Source organism: Pectobacterium sp. F1-1, from assembly GCF_025643735.1.
Classification (GTDB): Bacteria; Pseudomonadota; Gammaproteobacteria; order Enterobacterales; family Enterobacteriaceae; genus Pectobacterium; species Pectobacterium colocasium.
In genome coordinates, this window is the sequence record NZ_CP104733.1 from 4,336,982 (window position 1) to 4,360,979 (window position 23,998).

General features: G+C 52.2%; 21 protein-coding genes and 1 pseudogene. 10 read left to right on the forward strand and 12 right to left on the reverse strand.

Translation table 11 applies throughout. The features are described 5' to 3' along the window. The first annotated feature begins 102 nt into the window (after positions 1 to 102). The 3 genes from hslR to pckA all read left to right on the forward strand — a co-directional run bounded on the left by hslR (position 103) and on the right by pckA (position 3,288). Positions 103 to 513: a ribosome-associated heat shock protein Hsp15 gene (hslR, locus tag NAL19_RS19495; RefSeq protein WP_225086031.1), complete on the forward strand. Its 411-nt coding sequence runs from the start codon at positions 103 to 105 to the stop codon at positions 511 to 513. A gap of 88 nt (positions 514 to 601) precedes the next feature. Further along, on the forward strand, positions 602 to 1,471 hold the full coding sequence (gene hslO, locus NAL19_RS19500) for an Hsp33 family molecular chaperone HslO (protein ID WP_225086032.1): 870 nt from the start codon (positions 602 to 604) through the stop codon (positions 1,469 to 1,471). 197 nt (positions 1,472 to 1,668) lie between these two features. Next, positions 1,669 to 3,288 (forward strand): phosphoenolpyruvate carboxykinase (ATP), encoded by a 1,620-nt coding sequence (gene pckA, locus NAL19_RS19505; RefSeq protein ID WP_225086033.1) that lies wholly within the window; start codon positions 1,669 to 1,671, stop codon positions 3,286 to 3,288. A 420-nt stretch (positions 3,289 to 3,708) separates the two neighbouring features. On the opposite strand, the gene envZ is transcribed toward pckA, so the two are convergent. From envZ to NAL19_RS19530, 5 genes are all read right to left on the reverse strand, one after another. After that, entirely contained in the window at positions 3,709 to 5,067 is a 1,359-nt protein-coding gene (gene envZ / locus NAL19_RS19510) for a two-component system sensor histidine kinase EnvZ (protein ID WP_263058197.1), read from the reverse strand. Continuing rightward, the gene (gene ompR / locus NAL19_RS19515; protein ID WP_005969424.1) at positions 5,064 to 5,783 is read right to left on the reverse strand and encodes a two-component system response regulator OmpR; all 720 of its coding nucleotides are present in this window, start codon (positions 5,781 to 5,783) and stop codon (positions 5,064 to 5,066) included. Before ompR ends, envZ begins: the two co-directional genes overlap by 4 nt. A 125-nt stretch (positions 5,784 to 5,908) precedes the next feature. Beyond that, on the reverse strand, positions 5,909 to 6,403 hold the full coding sequence (gene greB / locus NAL19_RS19520; protein ID WP_225086035.1) for a transcription elongation factor GreB: 495 nt from the start codon (positions 6,401 to 6,403) through the stop codon (positions 5,909 to 5,911). Beyond that, entirely contained in the window at positions 6,400 to 7,695 is a 1,296-nt protein-coding gene (locus NAL19_RS19525; RefSeq protein WP_225088238.1) for a type II toxin-antitoxin system HipA family toxin, read from the reverse strand. Before NAL19_RS19525 ends, greB begins: the two co-directional genes overlap by 4 nt. Then, positions 7,685 to 8,023, reverse strand: a complete 339-nt coding sequence (locus tag NAL19_RS19530) for a helix-turn-helix transcriptional regulator (RefSeq protein ID WP_225086036.1) — start codon at positions 8,021 to 8,023, stop codon at positions 7,685 to 7,687. Before NAL19_RS19530 ends, NAL19_RS19525 begins: the two co-directional genes overlap by 11 nt. A 355-nt stretch (positions 8,024 to 8,378) precedes the next feature. On the opposite strand from NAL19_RS19530, the gene NAL19_RS19535 reads away from it, so the two are divergent. Next, positions 8,379 to 10,082 carry a lysophospholipid acyltransferase family protein gene (locus tag NAL19_RS19535; protein WP_263058198.1) on the forward strand — a complete coding sequence of 568 codons (1,704 nt, stop codon included), beginning with the start codon at positions 8,379 to 8,381 and terminating at the stop codon, positions 10,080 to 10,082. Positions 10,083 to 10,552: 470 nt separating this feature from the next. After that, complete coding sequence (locus NAL19_RS19540) at positions 10,553 to 12,220, forward strand: methyl-accepting chemotaxis protein (protein ID WP_225086038.1); 1,668 nt, start codon at positions 10,553 to 10,555, stop codon at positions 12,218 to 12,220. A gap of 111 nt (positions 12,221 to 12,331) precedes the next feature. Here the strand turns inward: NAL19_RS19540 and gltA are convergent. Beyond that, positions 12,332 to 12,469: pseudogene (gene gltA, locus NAL19_RS19545) on the reverse strand (citrate (Si)-synthase); the annotation flags it as partial. A gap of 129 nt (positions 12,470 to 12,598) precedes the next feature. On the opposite strand from gltA, the gene NAL19_RS19550 reads away from it, so the two are divergent. The 5 genes from NAL19_RS19550 to NAL19_RS19570 all read left to right on the forward strand — a co-directional run bounded on the left by NAL19_RS19550 (position 12,599) and on the right by NAL19_RS19570 (position 19,677). Continuing rightward, on the forward strand, positions 12,599 to 14,932 hold the full coding sequence (locus tag NAL19_RS19550; RefSeq protein WP_263058199.1) for a Tex family protein: 2,334 nt from the start codon (positions 12,599 to 12,601) through the stop codon (positions 14,930 to 14,932). A 346-nt stretch (positions 14,933 to 15,278) separates the two neighbouring features. Continuing rightward, a complete protein-coding gene (locus tag NAL19_RS19555; protein ID WP_225086040.1) occupies positions 15,279 to 16,067 on the forward strand; it encodes an IclR family transcriptional regulator in 789 nt (262 codons plus the stop codon). A 455-nt stretch (positions 16,068 to 16,522) separates the two neighbouring features. Next, a complete protein-coding gene (kdgT, locus tag NAL19_RS19560) occupies positions 16,523 to 17,479 on the forward strand; it encodes a 2-keto-3-deoxygluconate transporter (RefSeq protein WP_225086041.1) in 957 nt (318 codons plus the stop codon). 12 nt (positions 17,480 to 17,491) lie between these two features. Further along, positions 17,492 to 18,328, forward strand: coding sequence for a 5-dehydro-4-deoxy-D-glucuronate isomerase (kduI, locus tag NAL19_RS19565; protein ID WP_263058200.1), 837 nt, complete (start codon positions 17,492 to 17,494; stop codon positions 18,326 to 18,328). 299 nt (positions 18,329 to 18,627) lie between these two features. Continuing rightward, complete coding sequence (locus NAL19_RS19570; protein WP_263058201.1) at positions 18,628 to 19,677, forward strand: asparaginase; 1,050 nt, start codon at positions 18,628 to 18,630, stop codon at positions 19,675 to 19,677. 91 nt (positions 19,678 to 19,768) lie between these two features. Here NAL19_RS19570 and NAL19_RS19575 read toward each other — a convergent pair whose 3' ends face one another. Genes NAL19_RS19575 through NAL19_RS19600 form a run of 6 tightly spaced genes read right to left on the reverse strand, consistent with a single transcriptional unit; the run spans position 19,769 to position 23,986 of the window. Beyond that, positions 19,769 to 20,341, reverse strand: a complete 573-nt coding sequence (locus tag NAL19_RS19575) for a carbapenem biosynthesis protein CpmH (RefSeq protein ID WP_263058202.1) — start codon at positions 20,339 to 20,341, stop codon at positions 19,769 to 19,771. Further along, positions 20,319 to 20,852, reverse strand: coding sequence for a carbapenem self-resistance protein CarG family protein (locus tag NAL19_RS19580; RefSeq protein WP_263058203.1), 534 nt, complete (start codon positions 20,850 to 20,852; stop codon positions 20,319 to 20,321). The genes NAL19_RS19575 and NAL19_RS19580 overlap by 23 nt, the downstream gene beginning before the upstream one ends. Then, the gene (locus tag NAL19_RS19585) at positions 20,842 to 21,708 is read right to left on the reverse strand and encodes a formylglycine-generating enzyme family protein (protein WP_263058204.1); all 867 of its coding nucleotides are present in this window, start codon (positions 21,706 to 21,708) and stop codon (positions 20,842 to 20,844) included. Before NAL19_RS19585 ends, NAL19_RS19580 begins: the two co-directional genes overlap by 11 nt. Next, positions 21,702 to 21,980: a 2Fe-2S iron-sulfur cluster-binding protein gene (locus NAL19_RS19590; RefSeq protein ID WP_151241285.1), complete on the reverse strand. Its 279-nt coding sequence runs from the start codon at positions 21,978 to 21,980 to the stop codon at positions 21,702 to 21,704. Before NAL19_RS19590 ends, NAL19_RS19585 begins: the two co-directional genes overlap by 7 nt. Continuing rightward, complete coding sequence (gene carD / locus NAL19_RS19595; RefSeq protein WP_039362934.1) at positions 21,980 to 23,110, reverse strand: carbapenem biosynthesis protein CarD; 1,131 nt, start codon at positions 23,108 to 23,110, stop codon at positions 21,980 to 21,982. The genes NAL19_RS19590 and carD overlap by 1 nt, the downstream gene beginning before the upstream one ends. Before the next feature lie 54 nt (positions 23,111 to 23,164). After that, a complete protein-coding gene (locus NAL19_RS19600) occupies positions 23,165 to 23,986 on the reverse strand; it encodes a TauD/TfdA dioxygenase family protein (protein ID WP_039362938.1) in 822 nt (273 codons plus the stop codon). Between the last annotated feature and the right edge of the window lie 12 nt (positions 23,987 to 23,998).

Genomic DNA, 23,998 nt, shown 5'->3' on the forward strand with positions numbered 1-23,998 from the left:
TGGCTTGAGGGGGAAACACGACGATGAGGTATGCCTCGCGCCGGTGTCGCCCCCAGTATCTCGATCCTGAAACGATCGGCATTAGGATAATCAGGGGGATTGATGGTGAAAGCTACCGAGCAGGCCGACGACGCCGTTCGTCTGGATAAATGGCTCTGGGCCGCCCGTTTCTATAAAACCCGAGCCATTGCCCGCGAAATGATCGACGGCGGCAAAGTGCACTATAACGGACAACGCGGTAAGCCAAGCAAACAGGTCGAACTGAATGCCGAGGTTAAACTGCGTCAGGGCAATGACGAACGCACCGTGGTCATTCTGGCCGTCAGCGGCCAGCGCAGAAGTGCGACAGAGGCGCAGGCGCTGTATCAGGAAACGGCCGACAGTATTGAGAAACGAGAAAAGCTGGCGCTGGCGCGGAAAATGAATGCGCTAACGATGCCACACCCCGATCGCCGCCCTGATAAAAAAGAGCGACGCGATCTGATTAAATTTAAATACAGCGATCAGGAATAACGCTCCGCCCTTCATTTATTGGTCATCAAACTGATGACAATAGAGAGAAGACTCAGCGATCGCCGCACCATTACGACGAGAAAACATTATGGCTCACGACCAATTACACCGTTACCTGTTTGAAAATTATGCCGTTCGTGGCGAACTGGTAACCGTTAACGAGACGTATCAACGTATTTTGACCAACCACGATTATCCGTCTGCGGTGCAAACGCTGCTGGGTGAAATGCTGGTTGCCACCAGCCTGTTGACGGCAACGCTAAAATTCAGCGGCGATATTACCGTTCAGCTTCAGGGCGATGGCCCACTGAAACTGGCAGTGATTAACGGTAACCACCAGCAGCAGATGCGCGGCGTTGCCCGTCTGCAAGGGGATATCGCACCGGGGAGCTCGCTGAAAGAAATGGTCGGCAATGGCTATCTGGTCATTACCATTACGCCGACTGACGGCGAGCGTTATCAGGGTGTCGTCGGTTTAGAAGGTGAAACCGTGGCCGAATGTCTGGAGAGCTATTTCCAGCAGTCCGAGCAGTTGCCGACACGGCTGTTTATCCGTACCGGACAGCACGAAGGCAATCAGGCGGCCGCGGGGATGTTGCTTCAGGTGCTGCCTGCACAAGATGCCGATCGGAATGATTTTGATCATCTGGCGCAGCTCACCACCACGGTCAAAGCCGAAGAACTGTTTACCCTGCCTGCGACCGAGGTACTGTACCGTCTTTACCATCAGGAAGAGGTAACCGTGTACGAACCGCAGGATGTCGAATTCCGCTGCCACTGTTCGCGCGATCGTTGCGCCGATGCATTAATGACGCTGTCCGATCAGGAGATCAATGAAATGATCGAACAGGATGGTGAAATCGATATGCACTGTGATTATTGTGGTACGCACTACTTATTTAATTCGCTGGACATCCGCGCCATACGGCACGATTCATCAGGAAATCTGTTGCATTAATCGTTTTAACGGGTACGAAAGTACCCGTTTTATTTTGCTTATTTTCCCATCTATAAACTGCCGTGATTATTTTTCAAACACCCTAAATAAGCAAAGTTATTAATGAATTTATTTAATTTTATGATTGCTATCGCGGTTAAAATAAGCTCACTCCCTACAATGTTTAGTAGTACGACTATAACTTGAGGAGTAGCAACATGCTGATCAACGGTATTACCCCGCAAGCCCTGACGGCTTATGGAATCCACGATGTCCGCGATATTGTCTACAATCCCAGCTATGAACTGCTTTTTGAAGAAGAACGCTCCCCTACCCTACAAGGCTATGAACGCGGTATCGAAACCCAATTGGGTGCCGTAGCCGTCGATACCGGCATCTTTACCGGCCGCTCCCCGAAAGACAAATACATCGTGCGCGATGACGTTACGCGCGACACCGTGTGGTGGTCCGATCAGGGTAAAGGTAAGAACGATAACCATCCATTGAGCCAGGAAACCTGGACGCACCTGAAACAGCTCGTCACTACGCAGCTCTCCGGCAAGCGGTTGTTCATCATCGATGCCTTCTGCGGCGCGAATCCAGATAGCCGTCTCAGCGTACGTTTCGTCACAGAAGTGGCCTGGCAGGCGCATTTCGTCAAAAACATGTTTATCCGCCCGAGCGATGAAGAGCTGGAAGGCTTTGAGCCGGATTTCATCGTGATGAACGGCGCAAAATGCACCAACCCGAACTGGCAGGAACAGGGGCTGAACTCCGAGAACTTTGTCGCGTTCAACCTGACAGAGCGCATCCAACTGATTGGCGGCACCTGGTACGGCGGCGAAATGAAGAAAGGGATGTTCTCCATCATGAACTACCTGCTGCCGCTGAAAGGCATCGCTTCCATGCACTGTTCGGCAAACGTCGGCGAAAAAGGCGATGTGGCGGTGTTCTTTGGTCTATCCGGTACCGGCAAAACCACGCTTTCCACCGATCCCAAACGCCAACTGATTGGCGATGACGAACACGGCTGGGACGACGACGGCGTCTTCAACTTTGAAGGCGGCTGCTACGCCAAAACGATCAAGCTCTCCAAAGAAGCCGAACCGGATATCTTTGGCGCCATCAAACGCGATGCGCTGCTGGAGAACGTCACTGTGCTGGCGGACGGCACCGTAGACTTCAACGACGGTTCCAAAACTGAAAACACCCGTGTTTCTTATCCGATCTATCACATTCAGAATATCGTTAAACCGGTCTCTAAAGCGGGCCATGCAACGAAAGTGATTTTCCTGACGGCTGATGCGTTCGGCGTGTTACCACCTGTTTCTCGCCTGACGTCCGATCAAACGCAGTATCACTTCCTGTCTGGCTTTACCGCCAAGCTGGCGGGAACCGAACGCGGCGTGACAGAACCAACACCAACGTTCTCCGCCTGCTTCGGCGCGGCATTCCTGATGCTGCACCCAACGCAGTACGCTGAAGTGCTGGTAAAACGCATGAAGGCGGCAGGCGCACAGGCCTATCTGGTCAACACCGGCTGGAACGGCAGCGGTAAACGTATCTCCATTAAGGATACACGCGGAATTATTGATGCCATCCTGAACGGCAGCATTGATAATGCAGAAATGCAGACGCTCCCTGTCTTCGATTTGGCGATCCCAACCTCGCTGCCCGGCGTCAACCCTGACATTCTTGACCCGCGTGATACTTACGCAAACGTCGAGCAATGGCAGGAAAAAGCGGACGATCTGGCACAGCGCTTTATCACCAACTTCGATAAATACACCGATGCACCGGCAGGTGCCGCGCTGGTGAAAGCAGGACCGAAGCGGTAAACGCATTCCCCTCCTCTGAGCAGGGGAGGGGACATTCATTCCATCTATACGTTAACGACTCACCCAGCGAACTATCTCTTATACATAAATACAGGAATTTACCTCGGTTTTTTCCTTTCCGGCGTAAAAGATTATGCTGAGGAGCTAGCAGGCTTAGGATGAGCCGCAGGACGCGGCGAAAGCTTGCGCCACGTCTGGAACGTGTCGCAAGCGGTCCGTTGAGCCTGATACGACGAAGGCACCGCGGCAGCGGCATAATTTCCGCCGAAAGCCTGGGGTCACGGGGCGAGCGGCGTGTGAGCCGTCCCGTGTCGGGCGCGTGCTACACGGGTAGCATGAAAATAACGGCATTATCGCGCACGAAACCCTCTTCTCGTCAGCATAAAAACTGTGGCTAAGAGACAGAGGAAATCGGGTGGGTCATTCTTTCACTGTACTGATTTCAGGCGCATATGCCTCTGCGAGCAGCGGCAAATACGCGCGGACACAAAGTCCACCGCGTTCGCTGGTGCCGACATCCAGCACGCCATTGTGCGCATCGATAATACGCTGCACAATCGCCAACCCCAGCCCGGTACCGCTGGTGGTTCGCGCACTGTCGCCGCGAACGAACGGCTGGAACAGGTGCTTCAGTTGATCGGGCGCAATGCCTTCTCCGTCATCCTCGACCTGAAACCAGACGCGCTGTAGCTCCCGTCCGGTACTGACTTTTATCCAGCCGTTACCGTAACGCGCCGCATTCACCACCAAATTCAGCGCCGCCCGTTTTATCGACAGTGAACTGATGCACACCAGCAGCTCGCCGGTAGCAAACTCGCTGTCGATCTGACGTTCATAACCGCTCTCCGATGCCACGACTTCACCCATGATGGCGTTCAGATCGGCCACTTCCGTCTGCATTTCCTGACCGGTACGCAGGTAGTCGAGGAACTGCTCAATAATCGCATTACACTCTTCAATGTCTTTATTGATCGACTCCGCCAGATAGTCATCTTCCTTGCCCATCATTTCGGTCGCCAGACGAATTCGCGTCAGCGGCGTACGCAGGTCATGGCTCACGCCCGCCATTAACAGCGTGCGGTCATCCGCCAGCAGCTTCACGCCGGAGGCCATCTGGTTAAAGGCGCGGGTCACGGAACGCACTTCAGAGGCGCCATACTCACGCAGCGGCGGCGGAATAATGCCCTTACCGACCTGCAACGCCGCATGTTCCAGCTCAACTAAGGGTCGGTTCTGCACCCGGATAAAGAGCCAGGCACCGCCAATCACCAGCAGCATGATCGCCAGCGTATAGCGGAAGAGCGGCGAGAAATCGCCTTGATGGATTTCAGTGAGGGGAACACGCACCCAGATATCCGGTGACAGCCAGGTTTTCAACCACACCACCGGCGTATTCTTGCTGACCTCAACCCGCACATCCGTCGGGCCGCCCAGCTGTTGCGCCATCTGGTCACTCAGAAACTTGTAGTGCTGAGCCCACCGCAGGCCGCTTTCCTCCGCCGCCGCATTGGTGTATAGCGATATACCCAATTCGCGGTAAATCTCACGCCGGAACGCAGGCGGCACCTCAAGCGTGGAGCCATCTTCCAGTTGCAGACTGTCCGTCATCAGCATTCTTACTTCGTATGCCAGCACCTTATTGAACTGCTGCAAACTCGGCATAATAGCGAAGTTGAGCACCACAAGATAGGTGGTGACCAAACTGACAAATAACAACGTGACAATCAGTAGCAACGTCCGTGCAAATGAGCTGCGCGGAGAAAAGCGCCATTGCATCATGCCTTGCTGCCGTCCGGGACAAACACGTAGCCAAGACCCCACACGGTCTGGATATAGCGCGGGTGCGCCGGATCCTCTTCCACCATGCGGCGCAGACGAGAAATTTGTACGTCGATGGAACGCTCCATCGCGCTGTATTCACGGCCACGGGCCAGGTTCATCAGCTTATCGCGGGACAGCGGCTCACGCGGGTGGCTCACCAGCGCCTTGAGCACAGCAAACTCACCGCTGGTCAACGGCATCGGTTCATCATCACGGAACATTTCGCGCGTGCCCAGATTCAGCTTGAATTTGCCAAACGCGATAATGGCTTCTTCCTGCGACGGCGCGCCCGGCAGTTCATTCGCCTGACGACGCAGCACCGCACGAATACGCGCCAGCAGTTCGCGTGGGTTGAAAGGTTTGGGAATATAATCGTCCGCGCCGATTTCCAGCCCAACGATACGGTCCACTTCTTCCCCTTTCGCCGTCACCATAATGATCGGCATCGGGTTGCTTTGGCTACGCAAACGACGGCAGATGGACAGACCATCTTCGCCCGGTAGCATTAAGTCCAGCACCATGAGGTGAAAGGATTCACGGGTGAGTAAACGGTCCATCTGTTCAGCATTGGCTACGCTACGTACCTGAAAACCCTGTTCAGTCAGATAACGCTCCAATAGCGCACGCAACCGCATGTCGTCATCTACAACCAGAATTTTATAGTTTTCTTGCATTCTCTTTCTCCAAAGGCGTAATAGCGCCGACGCTGCTATTGTTCAGAAACACACGAATGACTGACAGTCGTTTCTGGTATACATTCTAGGCAAAATTGTTACAAAGCATATTAAAATTCGTGTAATCAATCATTTCCGCCACGATAACGCTCGTAACCAATGGAATTGACGAACCACTCACGCGGGCCGTCTGGCGTATTCACGGTGAATTCCTCATCCACCGCTTTTTTCAGCATGGCGCGCGCCATCGGGGAATCGATCGAAATATAGTCTTTATTGTCGCCATAGATCTCGTCTGGGCCGACAATCCGAAAACGCTTCACATCACCTTGCTCATTTTCGATCTCGACCCAGGCACCAAAAAATACGCTGCCATCCTGCTGCGGCGAATAATCAACGATTTTCAATTCCGTCAGGCATTTTCTCAGGTAACGAACACGCCTGTCGATCTGGCGTAGTAAACGCTTGTTATAGGTGTAGTCCGCATTTTCTGAGCGATCCCCCAGACTGGCCGCCCAGGAGACAATTTTGGTAATTTCCGGGCGTTTTACATTCCAGAGATGGTCGTGCTCTGCCCGCAGTTTGTCATACCCCTCGCGGGTAATCAGATTGGTTTTCAAGTCATTAACCCCGTTAGCGCTTTAGTGCGTAAGCTGTCCGGCGTACCTTCAAAAATAAAAGGGTTGAAAAACATCCGGCCCCAAAACAGCTTACGATCCACTTCGCTCAATGCGACTTCATCGCAGATGCTTTCCCAGCATGCACGCACCGTTTCTATCTGATGCATGATGATCTCAATAGCTTCAGCTTCGCTCAGCAGAAATTTAGGTGCAGCCGCCAGACAGACAGAGAAATTGCTCATCCTGTTTTCACCCGTGATCAACATTGCCTGCGTCGCCTCATTACCCGCCCGATTCTGCGGGCAAATATCATAGGCTGGAGTCAGCTTTAGTGTTCGGCCATCCCAGAATGCCGCGTGGTTTCGGGCATGATCGTCGGTGTTTCCGCAGATGATGTTGAAGACCAGACGGCCAAACAGCTCACGCAGCGTCGCTTTCGGTTCGTCGAAACGTTGCCGGATGATGTCCGAGAATTCTTCGTAGCTCGCATATCTCGCCATCATTTCATCAAGGCCGAAAAGCGTCAGTGCAGAGACCATTAGCCTGCGTTTCCAGCCACCTTCTGCTTTCATACGGTCAAAACGTTCTATCAGAATAACGTCCTTCCCCGCCGTCTGGCGAAAGTGCACCGGAGCCACATTTAAACCAATACTCGCAGCCAGCCGCATAGCAATGTATTCAGCTTTAACGACGTTATAGGTATCCGTCGAGGACGAAAATTTTGCGATGAACTTATGGTTCTCATCTTCGATCATCGCTTTCGGCCGAGCCCCTCCCAACGAACTCCCATGGAAAAGAGCTTGATCAAGCTCAGGCGTCAACAAGACACCGTTTTCCACCATAGTGGCCGCAATCATCAACTCTTCAAGAGAAGCATTTTGAGCTGAACGCGGGACATACTCTGTCGGCGACGCCTGAAAATCGAGCCCGCCAATTCTGTCTGAACCGGACTCAAGCAAATATGTCAATTCATCCAGCGTACTGCTATCTGCTCCCCTGCCTCTGACACCCATAAGTCGATTAAGGATGACCCTGCGTCCCCATGCGTCAGGCGCGGCATCGCGTAATGCACTCGCCTGCCATAGGCCCGCCGCTGGCGGTATAGCACCACGCATTAACGGCAATTCAGGTTCATAGATAGGGATCGCGTCTTTTCGCTCCAGATAGTTACGACCATAATTGAAAATGAGTCGGTCGCCGTCCCGGCTCAATAAACCGGCCACAACAGGCTTCGTCGCATCAGGCAACCAGATCCATACATAGGCTTTGTCGACAGCGTTATCAGAAGTCATCATTCACGACCTTTTTAGAATGATGTACAGCGCGCGGCAGAAGAGAAAGTGTTTTCTCCATGTTGGCAATATGAAGTGCCATTGCGGATTGGTCTGCGGTAAAAAGAGGGACACCAACAAGGGTAGCCAGCTCAAAAACCGCGCCAATTGAACATCCCATATCTCCTTCCTCTGCGCGATAGACTAAGCCTCGTGATACACCTGCCCGTTCAGCTAATTCTTCCACTGTCATATTACGTTCGATCCTCGCGCTGCGAAGCATCAACCCGAGTAAACGAGCTGCGTCACGGCTGTAGCGAGAATATGTTCGAGCAGAAGGTTTTGCCATCGCTATATTCCTGTTCCATTAATGGGGCATACCCCATACTTAACACCTATTTATAGAACATGATGCGTCTGCAATGAAGGAAATACAAGATTTTCGTTCTATTAATAGGTCATATTGGCAAGCTATGCCTCATTAATGAAACACGGAAAACAACTCTGCATTGAATAACAGCGGCAACAGATCTGTCCTAGCGAGCTTTTTCCACAGCTAATCAGCATGCTGGGTTGGTAATAGCCCGAAAAAATCACGCGTTGATTACACAAACTTACAGTTTTGGCTAATAATCTATCAACAGACATAAATATGTCATTTCTATCCCGTACTTTTATCCACGGAAAGCTACGGAGAACGATTTATGTTTAGCTTAGACGCCATTCTGCAAGATCTTGCCCCGCATCGCCATACGCCACCCTGGCAGAAAACGGTTTTGCGTTCTCTGCTATTTGAAAATGAAATGCAGCAATTTGCCCGGCGTTACCCACATTTGAAAGGCTTGGATCTGGTCGAACAGATTCTTGATTACTTCAACTTCAATTGTGAAATGGTCGAAGGGGATTTAGAGAATATCCCCAGTCAGGGGCCAGTGGTGCTGGTTGCCAACCACCCGATTGGCTCACTGGATGGTCTGGCGCTACTGCGCACCGTCGCCAGCGTCAGACCCGATGTCCGCATCGTCGCCAGCCAGCTACTCTCTTATGTCGCCCCGCTCAAAAATCTGTTTTTTTCCGTCGATAACTTCAATAACCGCACCAAACGCCAGCAGATCAACGCCATCCAGCAGCATCTGGAAGGTGACGGGGCGATTATCGTCTTCCCGGCGGGTGAAGTTTCACGCGCCAGCTTGCAAGGTATTCGTGATGGTCACTGGCACAACGGGTTTATCCGCATGGCAAGCAAAGCCCGTGCCCCCGTGGTTCCGATTCATATCTGCGGGCGCAACAGCGCGCTATTTTATCTCTCCTCTATGGTTTATCGCCCGCTATCCACCCTCTTGCTGGTGAGAGAAATGTTTGGTCAACGCGACCAAACCCTCAAGCTACGCATCGGTGCCAGAATTCCCTATACGTCCTGGAGTCAGGGCGAGTGGAACGCTAACGATCTGGCGGCCCGTTTCCGGCGTCACGTTTATCGGTTAGGACAAGGAAAGCCCGGCTGTTTTACCGGTGAAAAACCCATTGCGCTGGCCGAAGACCGCGTGCTGCTGAAGCGCGCGCTGTCAGAGTGTGAAACGCTGGGTACTACGCCGGATGGCAAGGTTGTCTATCTCTATCGTCGCGGTGAGGAAGGTTACGTGCCGCTGTTGCGCGAACTCGGACGCCTGCGTGAAATCGCCTTCCGGGCCGTGGGCGAAGGCTCCGGTCAACGTCGCGATCTGGACAGCTACGACGATGACTACCTGCACCTGATCCTGTGGGACGAGCGCGAACTGGAGATTGTCGGTGCCTATCGCTTTGTCTCGACAGCAAGCCTGATCGCCGAAAAAGGGAAAAGCGGTCTCTATAGCCACAGCCTGTTTCAGTACGGTGACGAAATGGATCCGATACTGGCCTCAGGCATTGAGCTGGGGCGCAGTTTCATTCAGCCCAAATATTGGGGTAAGCGCGGGCTGGATTATCTTTGGCTGGGCATCGGCGCTTATCTGGCTCGTTATCCAGAACACCGCTATCTGTTCGGCCCGGTGTCGCTGTCCGGCGCGTTGCCGCCCCATGCACGCGATTTACTGGTTACCTTTTACCGCCTGCACTTTGCACCCGATCAGCCGCTGGCAACGTCGCGCCGTCCTTACCCTGCCTCGCTGCCTGACGTGCTGAAACAGTTTGAAGGGATAGATTACCAGCAAGATCTTACGCGGTTAAAAAGCATGCTCAACAACATGGGCTGCGCTATGCCTACGCTCTACAAGCAGTATTCGGAGCTGTGTGAGCCAGGTGGCGTGCGGTTTATCGACTTCGGCATCGACCCCGATTTCAATAACTGCATTGATGGTCTGGTACTTGTCGACCTGCAACAGTTGAAAGAATCACGCTATCAGCGCTATATCGCCCCTTTTATACCCTAAATAATTCGAGTTTCAGGAAGGCGGCAAGTGAAGGAATCCCGATGAGCTTACTCAGGTAAGTGATTCGGGTGAGTGAGCGAAGCCAACGCACATGCAACTTGAAGTATGACGGGTATATCAGCGACAGCGCTTCTTGATTGACCAGTGCGTTACCCTCTAGGGGTTAACGCACCACTCTCCCACGTTTTTCTCATTATTCCCATTAACCAACACCATACCCGCACACATTTTGTCTTTCAGATCACACATTTCATACAAAATCCCGCTTGCCGTAATTTACGTGATCAACTGAACGCTTTTCCTGCCGATATTACAGATATTCTTATCGATATGTTTTTGAGGACGGGAGTTACCGATGTATCCCGAAAATGTAAAACATAGCTATAATTCCTTGTCATTACTTGCATCAATTACGATAGCAAGCCCCCTCCGTTATGCCTTCATAGCATGTCAAAAAATTAAGGATGTTTATGAATATGCTGAACAGAATCAAACTCGGCAAGATGCTGGGTATGGGATTTTCTCTGGTTATCATCATCAGCTTGATGGTGGCATTCTTCGGACGACTCCAACTGGTTGGGCTGGGTAACGACATCAACCGGCTTTCCGGCACGACGTTAGCGAACATGTTGTTGATTCAGGAAGTTAAAGCCGGTTTTGACGCCAATGCTCGCCTGATCCGCAACATTGCAATCAGCACCGATCCTGAGCAAATCAGGCAGGAAAAGCAGTTCGTCGATGAGCAAATCGCCCGCAACACCGCCAATCTGAAAAAATTGGGACAACAGTTGGACACCGAAGGCACCAGCGCGCTGCTGAAACAGTTTCAGGACACCCGTCCGCCGTACCTTGCGGCCTTTTTGAAAGCCATAGAACTGGTGCAATCCACCGATCCACAGCAGCGCCTGCAGGGTAACGCCATTATTCTCAATGAGATGCAGCCCGCGCAAAACGCATTGTTCAAAGTGTTGGACGCGATGATGGCCTCACAGCAGCAGGATACCAACGAGATTGTCAGCCACGCACAGCATAGCGCACAGTCCGGCAGCGTGATTATGCTGATCCTCGCCCTTGCCGCCGCCGCGATGGCCGCGGTCGTGGCCTGGCTGATTACCCGCACGTTGAAAAACCAACTGGGTGGTGAACCGCTCTATGCCACCCACGTTGCCCGTCAGGTGGCCGATGGCGATCTGGCCGTTGATATCAACATCAAACCGAACGACCACAGCAGCCTGTTAGCCACCATGCGTCACATGAGCAATAACCTGGGCGATATCGTCGAACAGGTGCGGCAAAGCAGCGAAGCTATCGCTTCCGGTTCTAGCCAAATCGCCGCGGGCAGTGAAAACCTGAGCCAGCGCACAGAGGAACAGGCCGCCAGCCTACAGCAGACTGCGGCATCGATGGAACAGATGAGTCAGGCGATTCGTCAGAATGCGCATACCGTGCGTAGCGTCACCCAGCTTGCCAGCCAAGCCAGCGAGACGGCGACTAAAGGCGGTGAGGCAATCGGCGATATGGTGATTACCATGAAAGAGATCTCCGACAGCTCACATAAAATTCGCGATATCATCAGCGTCATTGATGGCATCGCCTTCCAGACCAACATTCTGGCGCTGAATGCGGCGGTCGAAGCGGCACGCGCGGGTGAGCAAGGTCGCGGCTTTGCCGTGGTAGCCGGAGAAGTCCGTTCTCTGGCGCAGCGTTCCGCCTCCGCCGCCAAAGAGATCGCGGCACTGATCAACACCAGCGTCGAAAAAGTCGAAGCGGGGAACCGTCTGGTCGAAGACACCGGCAGCACCATTGATGAGCTGGTGCGTCAGGCACGCAGCGTGGCAGAGTTAATCAGTGAGATCGGAACGACAACGCAGGAACAGGAATCTGGTATTTCGCAAATTCATGATGCTGTGAACCAGCTCGATCAAGTCACCCATCAGAACGCAACGCTAGTGGAAGAGTCCGCCAATGCGGCAACCAGCCTGCGCGAACAGTCATCCCATCTGGTTACACTCATGAACCATTTCCATCTGCGCGGCACGCCAGCAGCCCGTCCGGCGCCAATGGCGAAGAAAACGCAACCGGCCCGTTTAGCCCTCGCGCCGATCGGCAACACACAGGATAACTGGGAAAAATTCTAGGCTTACTTCTGCTCACGATCACCATGATGCCACGGTATAGGCATCATGGTGATCGTCACATCATCGCACTAATTGGAATCTTTTTAGAAATATTAGTCTTTTTTGGAAACTTCAGTCTTTTGTAGAAACATAGTCACGACACGGCTGACCGGTATAAATCTGGCGCGGACGGTAGATGCTAATTTCTTCCTGCTTGTGCATCTCATCCCAATGCGCAATCCAGCCGATCGTCCTGCCAACGGTAGGTAAATTTTGTTGCACTGAACAACGCGAGATCATCCGCGTTTTCCAGACGGCAGTGGCTGGCATTTTGCACGCTCAATCCGTATAACTGTCCCCACTTATTTAATTCACTTGATGACGACTGATATCAGACCCATGAATGATTCATTAAGCCACATCATCGCCAGCGAATTGCAGGCGCGTACGGAGCAGGTGGACGCGGCAGTCCGCCTGCTGGACGAAGGAAATACCGTCCCTTTTATCGCACGTTACCGCAAAGAAGTGACCGGCGGGCTGGATGACACCCAACTGCGCCAGCTCGAAACGCGCCTCGGCTACCTGCGAGAACTGGAAGATCGGCGCCAGACTATTCTGAAATCCATCGATGAGCAGGGGAAATTAACTCCACAGCTCGCCAGCGCCATTAACGGCACGCTGAGCAAAACCGAGCTGGAAGATCTCTATCTGCCGTATAAACCGAAGCGCCGCACGCGCGGTCAAATCGCGATTGAAGCCGGTCTGGAACCGCTGGCCGACGGCCTGTGGCAAGACCCAAGTCAGGATCCGGAGCTGACGGCACAGGCTTATGTCGATGCCGAGAAAGGCGTAGCGGATGTGAAAGCCGCGCTGGACGGCGCACGTTACATCCTGATGGAACGCTTTGCCGAAGACGCCACGCTGTTGGCGAAAGTGCGTAACTACCTGTGGAAAAACGCGCATCTGGTTTCCCGTGTCGTGGAAGGGAAAGAAGAAGAAGGCGCGAAGTTTCGCGACTATTTCGATCATCACGAACCGATTGCTCAGGTGCCTTCACACCGCGCACTGGCGATGTTCCGTGGTCGTAACGAAGGCGTGTTGCAGTTGGCGCTGAACGCCGACCCGCAGCATGAAGAAGCGCCGCGTGAGAGCTACTGCGAACAGATTATTATCGACCACCTGAACCTGCGTTTGGGGAATGCCGCAGCGGACAACTGGCGACGTGCCGTGATTAGCTGGACATGGCGTATTAAAGTGCTGCTGCACCTTGAAACCGAACTGATGGGCAGCGTGCGTGAAAAAGCCGAAGATGAAGCGATTAACGTCTTCGCCCGCAACATGCACGACCTGCTGATGGCCGCTCCGGCGGGCATGCGCGCCACGATGGGTCTCGATCCCGGTCTGCGTACTGGCGTAAAAGTCGCGGTGGTGGATGCCACCGGCAAGCTGGTCGCGACCGACACCATTTACCCGCACACGGGTCAGGCAGCTAAAGCGGCTACGGCTGTGGCCGCACTATGCCTCAAACATCAGGTTGAGCTGGTGGCGATTGGCAACGGCACCGCCTCACGTGAAACCGAGCGTTTCTTCCTCGACACGCAGAAGCAGTTCCCAGATATCAAGGCGCAGAAAGTGATCGTCAGCGAAGCAGGTGCGTCGGTGTATTCCGCGTCCGAACTGGCCGCCCAAGAATTCCCCGATCTGGATGTGTCGCTGCGCGGTGCGGTATCCATCGCCCGTCGTTTGCAGGATCCGCTGGCAGAGCTGGTGAAGATCGACCCGAAATCCATCGGCGTTGGCCAGTATCAGCATGATGTAAGCCAGAGTCTGCTGGCGAAGAAACTGGATGCGGTGGTCGAAGACTGCGTAAACGCCGTCGGCGTTGACCTGAACACCGCGTCCGTGGCGCTGCTGACGCGTGTTGCAGGGCTGACGCGCATGATGGCGCAAAATATTGTGACCTGGCGTGATGAGAATGGCCGCTTCCACAATCGTGAGCAATTGCTGAAAGTCAGCCGTCTGGGGCCAAAAGCCTTTGAACAGTGTGCGGGCTTCCTGCGCATCAACCACGGTGATAACCCGCTGGATGCCTCTACCGTTCACCCGGAAGCGTATCCGGTCGTAGAACGCATTCTGGCCGCGACGGAACAGGCGTTGCAGGCACTGATGGGGAACCCAAACGCACTGCGTAATCTGAAACCTTCGGACTTCACCGATGAGCGTTTCGGTGTACCGACAGTGACCGACATCATCAAAGAGCTGGAGAAACCGGGTCGCGATCCGCGCCCTGAGTTCAAAACCGCCAGCTTCGCCGAAGGCGTAGAAACCTTAAACGATCTGCTGCCGGGCATGGTTCTGGAAGGGTCAGTCACCAACGTCACCAACTTTGGCGCGTTTGTGGATATCGGCGTCCATCAGGACGGTTTGGTCCACATTTCATCATTGGCCGATCATTTCGTCGACGATCCGCATAAGGTCGTAAAAGCGGGCGATATCGTGAAAGTGAAAGTGATGGAAGTGGATCTGCAACGTAAGCGCATCGCGCTAACCATGCGTCTGGATGAGCAGCCGGGCGAGACGGCATCACGCCGTGGCGGCGGCAATGCACGCAGCGACAGCAACACCTCTTCGCGTCAGTCCGCAGGTAAATCACGCCCTCGTCCAGCGAATGCCCCCGCCGCTGGCAATAGCGCGATGGGTGATGCGCTGGCCGCCGCCTTTAAAAAGCGCTAATCACCTCATGCCGATCGTTTAAGCATCGAGATACACGGGGCGACCACAGGGGTGAGGCCTCCTGCGGGAACCTCCCCCTGTGTTTCCCCTAATAACGGGCTTAAGTGACCCATATTCGCTAATAACCGTTCTACTATTATCCAGACCTTATTTTCATAAGGTCTGGCATCTTTCTCTTTCCCGCCAAAATATCGCTATTTTGTTTCCCTAATAAAACTACGTTTCATTTATATTGAAATATTCAACCATTTCGAGATTGTTTTGTGATCTGTATCTAGGTAAATAAATTACCGTTGCGTTATTATTGTTCTATATAGGAAACCATAGTTTTATATATAGAACAACCATGAATATATTCCAACAGCTCGAACACAGTAAAGCACCAGCAGCCGTCCGGTTGGTGATGATTATTGACTACATCGCCAAACATGATGAAGCCAGCTTTACTGAGATTTGTACTGATTTGTCTATCCCCAAAAGCAGCGTGCACCATCTATTAGAGGTGCTGGTTGTCACGCAATTGCTGCGCCAACGCGCTGACGGGCGTTATGTTTTGGGATTAAGGCTATTCGAGCTGGGCGGTCTGGTAATAAAGAATATCGATCTGCGTAAAGACACCATTAACTTTATGCATGAGTTGGTCAAAGAGACGGAATTGACCTGCCATCTCGGTATTCTGGACGGCGATAACGGTTTCTTCCTGAGTAAAGTGGAATCGCCCAAGGCCATCGTAAAAACATCCTGGGAAGGGAAGAAAATCGTTTTCAATCGCATGTCTCTGGGAAAAGTATTATTAGCCTGGCTGCCACAGGAAAGAATTGATGCCCTGATTGCTGATTGTACTTTTGAATATTTAACCCCCCGAACCATTACCAAAAAAGAAGATTTCCTCCAGCACCTGAAAACCGTCAAGGAACAAGGCTGGGCAATCGACGACGGCGAAGATATCGAAGAGATCTGCTGTATGGCAGCACCGATTTTTAACCAAAACGGTGAGGTCATCGCCGCCATCGGCGTTAACGGTATGCAATCACAATATGCGAATGGAAAAAAAGAGAAGCATCTGGCAAGCCTGATTAAAACCAGCAAAGCGATTACTGCGCATATTAACAGTAGGAATATTGATATCAGATAATTTATTTCGCTCAAACAGACATATACCCTAAATAATTCGAGTTTCAGGAAGGCGGCAAGAGAAGGAATCCCGATGAGCTTACTCAGGTAAGTGATTCGGGTGACTGAACGCGGCCAACGCACATGCAACTTGAAGTATGACGGGTATAGTCAATTTTACTGAGTGACGTATTGAACGTCATTCAGTCATCGTCACGACATAAAAACCCGTAAGCGCGAATTATGCATTACGGAAAGGCCATCTATACCTGAAACATGGCCATACCATAAATATAAAAACAAAGAAGAGTATTCATTATCAATTTTATAATAAGGATCACCATCTTCACTATTTAATGGAATCGGGTAATAACCGCTTAGGTTTTATTTACCTCTATTTATTATTTTATATCAATCATCTTTCTGCTTTTACTGAAAGCGGGCTGAATATCTTTTTATTTTTAAATGAGGTCTGTTATGAAAATCAAACAAGCTATTGATAAAATCCCTGGGGGATTAATGCTGGTGCCGCTCTTTTTGGGCGCACTCTGTAATACCTTTACGCCAGGGGCGGGGAAATATTTAGGGTCTTTCAGCAACGGCCTGATTACTGGCACGATTCCTATTTTGGCGGTCTGGTTTTTCTGCATGGGCGCGTCCATTGAACTTAAAGCGACGGGAACGATGTTGAAAAAATCAGGCGTTCTGGTGATAACCAAACTCGCCACCGCCTGGGTGGTCGCGTTGATTGCAGGCACATTCTTGCCGGGAGACGGCATCCAAAACGGTATGCTGGCTGGAATTTCCGTACTGGCTCTGGTCGCGGCAATGGACATGACAAACGGCGGTTTGTACGCGGCATTGATGAACCAATACGGCTCGAAAGAAGAGGCAGGCGCGTTCGTGCTGATGTCTCTGGAATCCGGCCCGTTAATGACTATGGTTATTCTGGGAGCCAGCGGTATCGCGACCTTTGAACCTCAGCTCTTTGTCGGTGCCGTCCTGCCTTTCCTGATTGGTTTTATACTGGGTAATCTCGACCCGGATCTGAGAAAACTGTTCGGTAATTCCGTACAAACGCTGATTCCTTTCTTCGCCTTTGCGCTAGGCAATACGATTAATTTGGCCGTGATCCTCCAGACTGGCTTTGCAGGACTCTTCCTCGGCCTGCTGGTGATTGTCGTTACGGGTATTCCATTGATTATCGCCGATAAATTTATCGGCGGCGGTAATGGCACCGCAGGTGTAGCGGCATCCAGCAGCGCAGGCGCTGCCGTCGCCACTCCTCTCTTGATCGCGAATATGGCGCCGGAATTCGCGCCGGTCGCTCAACAGGCAACAGCGTTAGTCGCCACCAGTGTGATCGTGACATCAGTACTGGTGCCCATCCTTACGGCAGTATGGGCAAAACGCTTTTCACCTAAAACCGCATAAGAAGGTAGCAAAATGGACGTACGACAAAGTGTACACAGTGAACATGCGAAAACGCTTGATACCACTGAGCTGAGAAAGAAATTTCTCATTGAGCAGATATTTACGCCAAGCCAATACACCATGACTTACAGCCACATCGACCGTATTGTGGTGGGCGGTATCATGCCGATAGATGGCGAGATCACGTTTGATGATGGTATCGGCAAACAGTTTGGCGTGAACTATTTTCTTGAGCGGCGCGAACTGGGGCTTATCAACATCGGCGGCCCAGCCAACATTTTTATCGACGGCACGAGCTATCAGGTTGGTAATGAAGAAGCGCTCTATGTTGGAAAAGGTGCCAAAGCCTTAGCATTCAGCAGCCTGGACAAAGCCAATCCAGCCAAACTGTATTATAACAGCGCCCCGGCGCATGCCGTTTACCCGACACGCATCATTACGCAGGATGACGCGATCAAAGCCCCGCTGGGCGATGTGAAAACCTGCAACAAGCGGACGATTTGCAAATATCTGGTGCCGGAAGTGGTGGACACCTGCCAGCTGAGCATGGGATTAACGCGTCTGGCGGAAGGCAGCAACTGGAACTCCATGCCGACGCATACCCATGAACGCAGAATGGAAGTGTACTTCTATTTTGATATGGCGGAAGACACCATTATCTTCCACATGATGGGTGAACCGCATGAAACACGCCATCTGGTGATGCATAACGAGCAGGCGGTGATCTCCCCCAGTTGGTCGATTCACACCGGTGTCGGCACGAAAAACTATGCCTTCATCTGGGGTATGATCGGCGAAAACCTGACGTTTGACGATATGGATCATATCGCGATGTTGGATTTACGCTAATCCGCCAGCGGTTACCGCGATCGTAAAATACAGCAGGGTGAGCCTCGTTCACCCTGTTTTAATACCGCGTCAGTAGGACGTCTCATGACGTCATCCCGGGTTATCAACACCCGTCGCCCCTATCCCCCCTTCACTGCCGCAGCAGTCACCATTGCAGTGCAATTTAGCCGCCAACGCCCCACGCGGTGCACCAAAGCAAAGACTCTCCGTGATTAATTAGCAGGGTAATAAATGAATACGCATTGGTATAGAAATTGCTTTTGTTCTTGCTCTCCCATGACAAAAACAAGGATCTGCCAATGCAACTTTCATTCATCGCTCGCACCATCACCGCCGCCTGTCTGATGCTGTCGTCTCATGCGCTATTGGCCGATGACGTCAAACCTGGCGTCACGATATACGCAACGGGGGGGACCATCGCCGGAAAAGCCGCATCCAACACGGATACGACAGGCTATCAGGCGGGCGCGATCGGCATTCAAGAACTGCTGAACGCCGTGCCGGCTATTGGCGATGTCGCGACGGTGACAGGCGAGCAAATCGCCAACACCGCCAGCGGCAATATCGACCAGACCATTTTGTTGAAGCTATCCAAAGCGATTAACAAACAGTTAGGCGATGCCAATACCCATGGCGTCGTGATTACTCACGGCACCGACACGCTGGAAGAAACGGCATTCTTTTTGGATCTGACGGTAAAAAGCGAGAAACCGGTGGTTATCGTCGGTGCAATGCGCCCTGCCACCGCCATCAGCGCGGACGGCTCCATGAACCTGTTGGAAGCGGTCACGCTGGCGTCGAGCAAGAACGCAGAAAAACGCGGCGCGATGGTGCTGCTGAATGATCGCATCGGCTCCGCCTTCTACACCACCAAAACCAATGCCACCTCGTTGGACACGTTCAAAGCCAATGAACAAGGCTATCTGGGCGCATTCTACGGCGGTGTACCGCGCTTCTTTTACCAGCCAGCCGCCCCCGAAAACAAGCCATTCTTTGATGTAAGCAATAAGGAAGCGCTGGCGAAGGTCGACATTCTGTACAGCTATCAGGATCAAGACAGCGGCCTGCTGAATGCCGCGATTGAACAGGGCGCAAAAGGCATCATTATCGCGGGTAGCGGTAACGGCTCTACGCCAACGCGTATCAAAGAAGACATCAAGAAAGCGGTCGCTAAAGGCATCCCGGTAGTGATCAGCACACGCACTGGCAACGGCTATGTAACCGATAAGAAGAAAGACGGTGCTATCGGCAGCGGATTCTACAACCCGCAGAAAGCCCGCATTCTGCTTTCGCTGGCGTTGTCTAACGGCGACGACATCGAGAAAATCCGCAGCTATTTCGAGCAGTAATCGCAGGGTAAACCGTCATGGTAAGGTATCCCGTCGTTCCAGTCTGTCGGGATACCTTTTCACAACAACGTAGGTTTTCACTATGATCGCGTTAGTAATCCAGCTCGACCGGCACGGGGTAGTTCTGCAACTTGGCGGCTCCGCCCAACGTCTCACGAATCGTGGCCGAATAGCGCGTGGTTTCCATGCCACCAACAAGGTTATCCAGTTCGCTAAATGCAAAGCGTAACGAACGATTGTACGCCCAGTCCTCCAATGAGGTCAGACGATACGTGAAGTACACCACCGTCAATTCCTGGTTCACGCGATCGATTTTCTCAATACGACTTACCTGCATACGGCCGTAGCACAGGTCACCATATTGACGCCAATTCTTCTCTCCTACAGGGGATAAACGATAGACTTTGCCTGTTCCTTCAGGCGTCTCGTGCGCCAACTTTGCTTCCACTAACGCATTCAAACGTCCACTGTTCCAGGGGGAATCACCTTTAGGACTATGAACCGGCCACTGCTTCTCGCCCAGACACAGCGGCGGTTCTGCATCAAAAAACTCCTGTACGCGTTGCTGGTAATCCTGCTCACTAAGCTGTGCCAACGCACAGAGGGGAACAACATCCCTGCTGCGATGAATACCGATATTTTCATTTTGCCAGCATCGCCTCATTCACTTCCTTGTAGGCCTCGTCCACCGATTGGTAGGTATTTTGTGTTACCACACGCTTGCGCTCCGACCATTCATAGAGCGGCACACCGGGATCGTCCCGTGAGGCTTTAAAGTCGTAAATCGTTAAAATAACCTTCGTGGGATCAAAAACGTTTTCCCCTTGCTTCCTCGCCGTAATCAGAAAGTAATGCTTTCCAGACACAAACAACCGATTATCCTGCACCAAAAAGTCCGCTGCGGCCGATAACCGGTAGTCGAACCAGGTAAACGTATTACTGTTGGCAACCGGCATAATACTGTGCCCGCCGTCTGGGCGTCGTACAAAGAAAGTCATGCCGAGATTGGTGTGCGAGGTATTGTTGTCAAACTGAGCGACGACGACATAATCCTTACCGCCGTCCTGATTGAGATCTACCCGATTGATACCATCTTTTAACGTCACAGGAGATAGTGCGGCAGCCGTGCTGCTAATGGCACAGAGCGTCAGCCACCCTACGAATTTATTGACCATCAAGTGTCCTTACTAGTCGAAAACCAATATCTGGCATGAAAAAACCGGGGGTGTGCAGATCGCAGCTTGCCAGACTGTGAGTCCGTTCGAGATAACTTCCGCCGCAAAAGTAGTACATCGTTTTGCCGCCCTCCACCGCATAAGATTCATTCAGCCACTCGGACACATTGCCGCTCATATCGTAAAGCCCCAGAGCATTGGGGCGCTTCGAGGCCACAGGCACCGTGCCGAATGATTGAGAGTCAGAAGGAAAATGCGCCACACTGTCGGGTTGCTCGCTACCAGCATAGCGCTGTCCATACGTCCCCTGCGTCAGCGCCTTCTTTCCGCCTCTGGCTGCCACTTGCCATTCCGCCAGCGTTGGCAAACGGTAACCCGAAGCCTGCGGATTCTCACGTATGACTTTTTCACTGCCATCATCCGGCGCGTGCTTTAGCGTTTTGCCATCTGCTGTCAGATAGTAAGGCGGCAGCCGTTCCCGTTCACTCAGCGCATTAGCGAAAATCACCGCATCCCACCACGACACATTCGTGACAGGATGAAGGCCGCCGTCCTGTTCAGGCGGCAGGCAATCTTCAAAAGTGGCACCGTTACAACCACCGCTGAGCTGATAACCGTGCGCATCAGCCCACTCCAGCAAAGCATGGTATTGCTGATAGGTGATTTCCGTTTTCGTGATGGCAAAAGAGGCAACAGACGTATTGGTATGGGCGGCATAGTCCTCTGCTCCGAAGACCGACCCAACATAGAAATTGCCCCCTTTAACCGCCACCTCATCGGGAACAGCATTCTCTGCTTGAGCCACTAAGAGGGGAAAGGCACAGAACAGTCCAACGATTAGCGTTTTCTTCAGCATGACGATACAGGTTCAATTTCGATGTTAGAAAGTGGCACGGAGCAGCAAGGCAGAATGTAACCATCAGCGATATCTTTACGCGAGATCCCACCCGAATGATCCATGTTGACGTTGCCGGATGTCAGACGCACTTTGCATACGCCACAGTAGCCGGAGGCACAACGGTAAGGCAGTTCGACACCCGCTTCATAGGCTGAACTGAGCACGCTTTCATTCTCCGATACCGGAAAATCGATAGCACTATCGCGGATATGACAGTGAAATTTTGACATTACATCCCTCCCACGAGACGGCGCAACAACTCCTTCTGCAAGAGTTTATTTTCCTTTTTGAAGGTTGCCGAGGCAACCGCGTTCTCTTCAATCCTGCGGAGTAAATAGGGCAACGACTTATCGAGTGGACCGTAAGGCAAGTATTTGCAAACGCGAAAACCGGTTTGCAGCAGCGAATAAGTAATATGATCGCCCAACCCGTAAAGCTGACCTACCCAGGTTCGCCCCGCTCGTAGCGACTCATTCTTCATAATCAATGCGAGGCTTTCCTCATTGTGCGTGGCAAAAAACGGGGCTATTCGATCTAAGCGTTGTGCAATATAGTCCACCGCGGCGTTATAACTACGATCGGTTTCCTGCTTGGTCGCGAAACAGCGTACGCCACCGTTCACGCGTTTCTCTTCTTCCAGATAAGCACCGCGCACGACTTTCACGCCCAGCAGGAAATTATCCTGACAGGCTTGCTGATAGCACTCATCGAGAAAACGCAGTTGATCCTTCAGATAAAATTGCAGCGTCAGCGTGATCACCGCGCTATCGCGATTAAACTCACGCATCATGTCCAGAACCAGACGATCTACCGCGGGCTGAATCGCGGTTTGCTCCGCGTCAACCATCACACGCACGCCATGGGAGCGGGCATAGTCGAATAGGTGTGAGAAACGCGCGACGATGCGTGACCACGCGCTAGCGGATATTTCATCCAGCGCTAATCCTTCGCTTAGCCGGGCATACACGGCGGCACTCCCCAGCGACGACGGTTTGATCACGACAAAAGGCAGGCTATCCGTCTGCTGCGACATCTCGATAAGGCGCAGTGTATTTTCCATCGCTTTATCGAACTGCGTCTCATCATTTTCCCCTTCCACGGCGTAGTCCAATACGCAAGCAATGCCAGAGCGGGCCAGAAAAGTTGCTGTACTCTGAACTTCCTCCAGCGTTTCTCCGCCAAAGTAAATGCTGTTAACCAGAGAGAAAAGGCGTCCCCGTGGCCGGGCAAGGCACTTTTTCAACGTAAAAAGCGACAGCCGACGTGTCAGCTTGTGCGTTAGCGTTGCTGTCGCACAGTATTTAAAAAACAAGGTCCTTGACGTGTAACGATTGTAGATAGCATAAAGATCGTTAGGCATGATGGTTCCAGATCCATATCAATCCGGCACGTTTTCGCGCCGGAATCATGAGAGTTAGATATCGGCGGTTTGTCCGCGATACAGACGACGTACGATGTCGTCATCGTTAAACTCTTCACGCTCATGAATGACACGACGGTTGTCCATAATCAGCAGGTCACCATCTTCCCAGAAGTGTTTGTAGTAGTAGCGCGGCTGTTTTAAAAACGCCCCGAGTTCCTGGAAGAATGCATGGGTTTCATGCTCGGTGAAACCGACAATCCGCGGCTCCCAGCTAGCCGGTTGTCCTTCGTCAAATGGGAAATAAATCAGCATCTTTCTGACCCATCCCAGATCGGTGAAGACCGGCACCTTGAACCAACCGTCTGGAGAAACATCCACGTAATAGCCTCGCTCCAGCACACGAACTTCGAACGTTTCCTCTTCCAGAACGCGCAGCAGGTGAGCCGGCATTTCCTGACAGGCCAGAGCATGGTCGCATACCGTTGTTGCACCACGGAATTTGACGTTTTTAATCTCGGCCGCGTAGAGGAAAACCTGATCCACCTGTGACAGCAGCAGGCCACCGTCAGCATGGAAAGGAAGTTGACCACGTCCGGTAACGATTTTTCCTTTTTCCCCTTCCAGCTTCAACGTATCGCGATAGCCGAAGCCTACGCCGATTTTTTCATCCGCATACTCCACGATCGTTCCGTAAGCCGAGTAGATATCGCGGAATGTGTCACCATCAATATCGAGGTTTTTGACCACGACAAATCCCTGACGCATCAGTAAGTTTTTAATCGTTTCTGTCTTGGCTTCGAGAAAGTCCCGATGATCGATATACGCGCCAAAACCGGACGCCATGATCGGATTAAACTTCACTATTTCGCTCATTTTCTTCCTTAT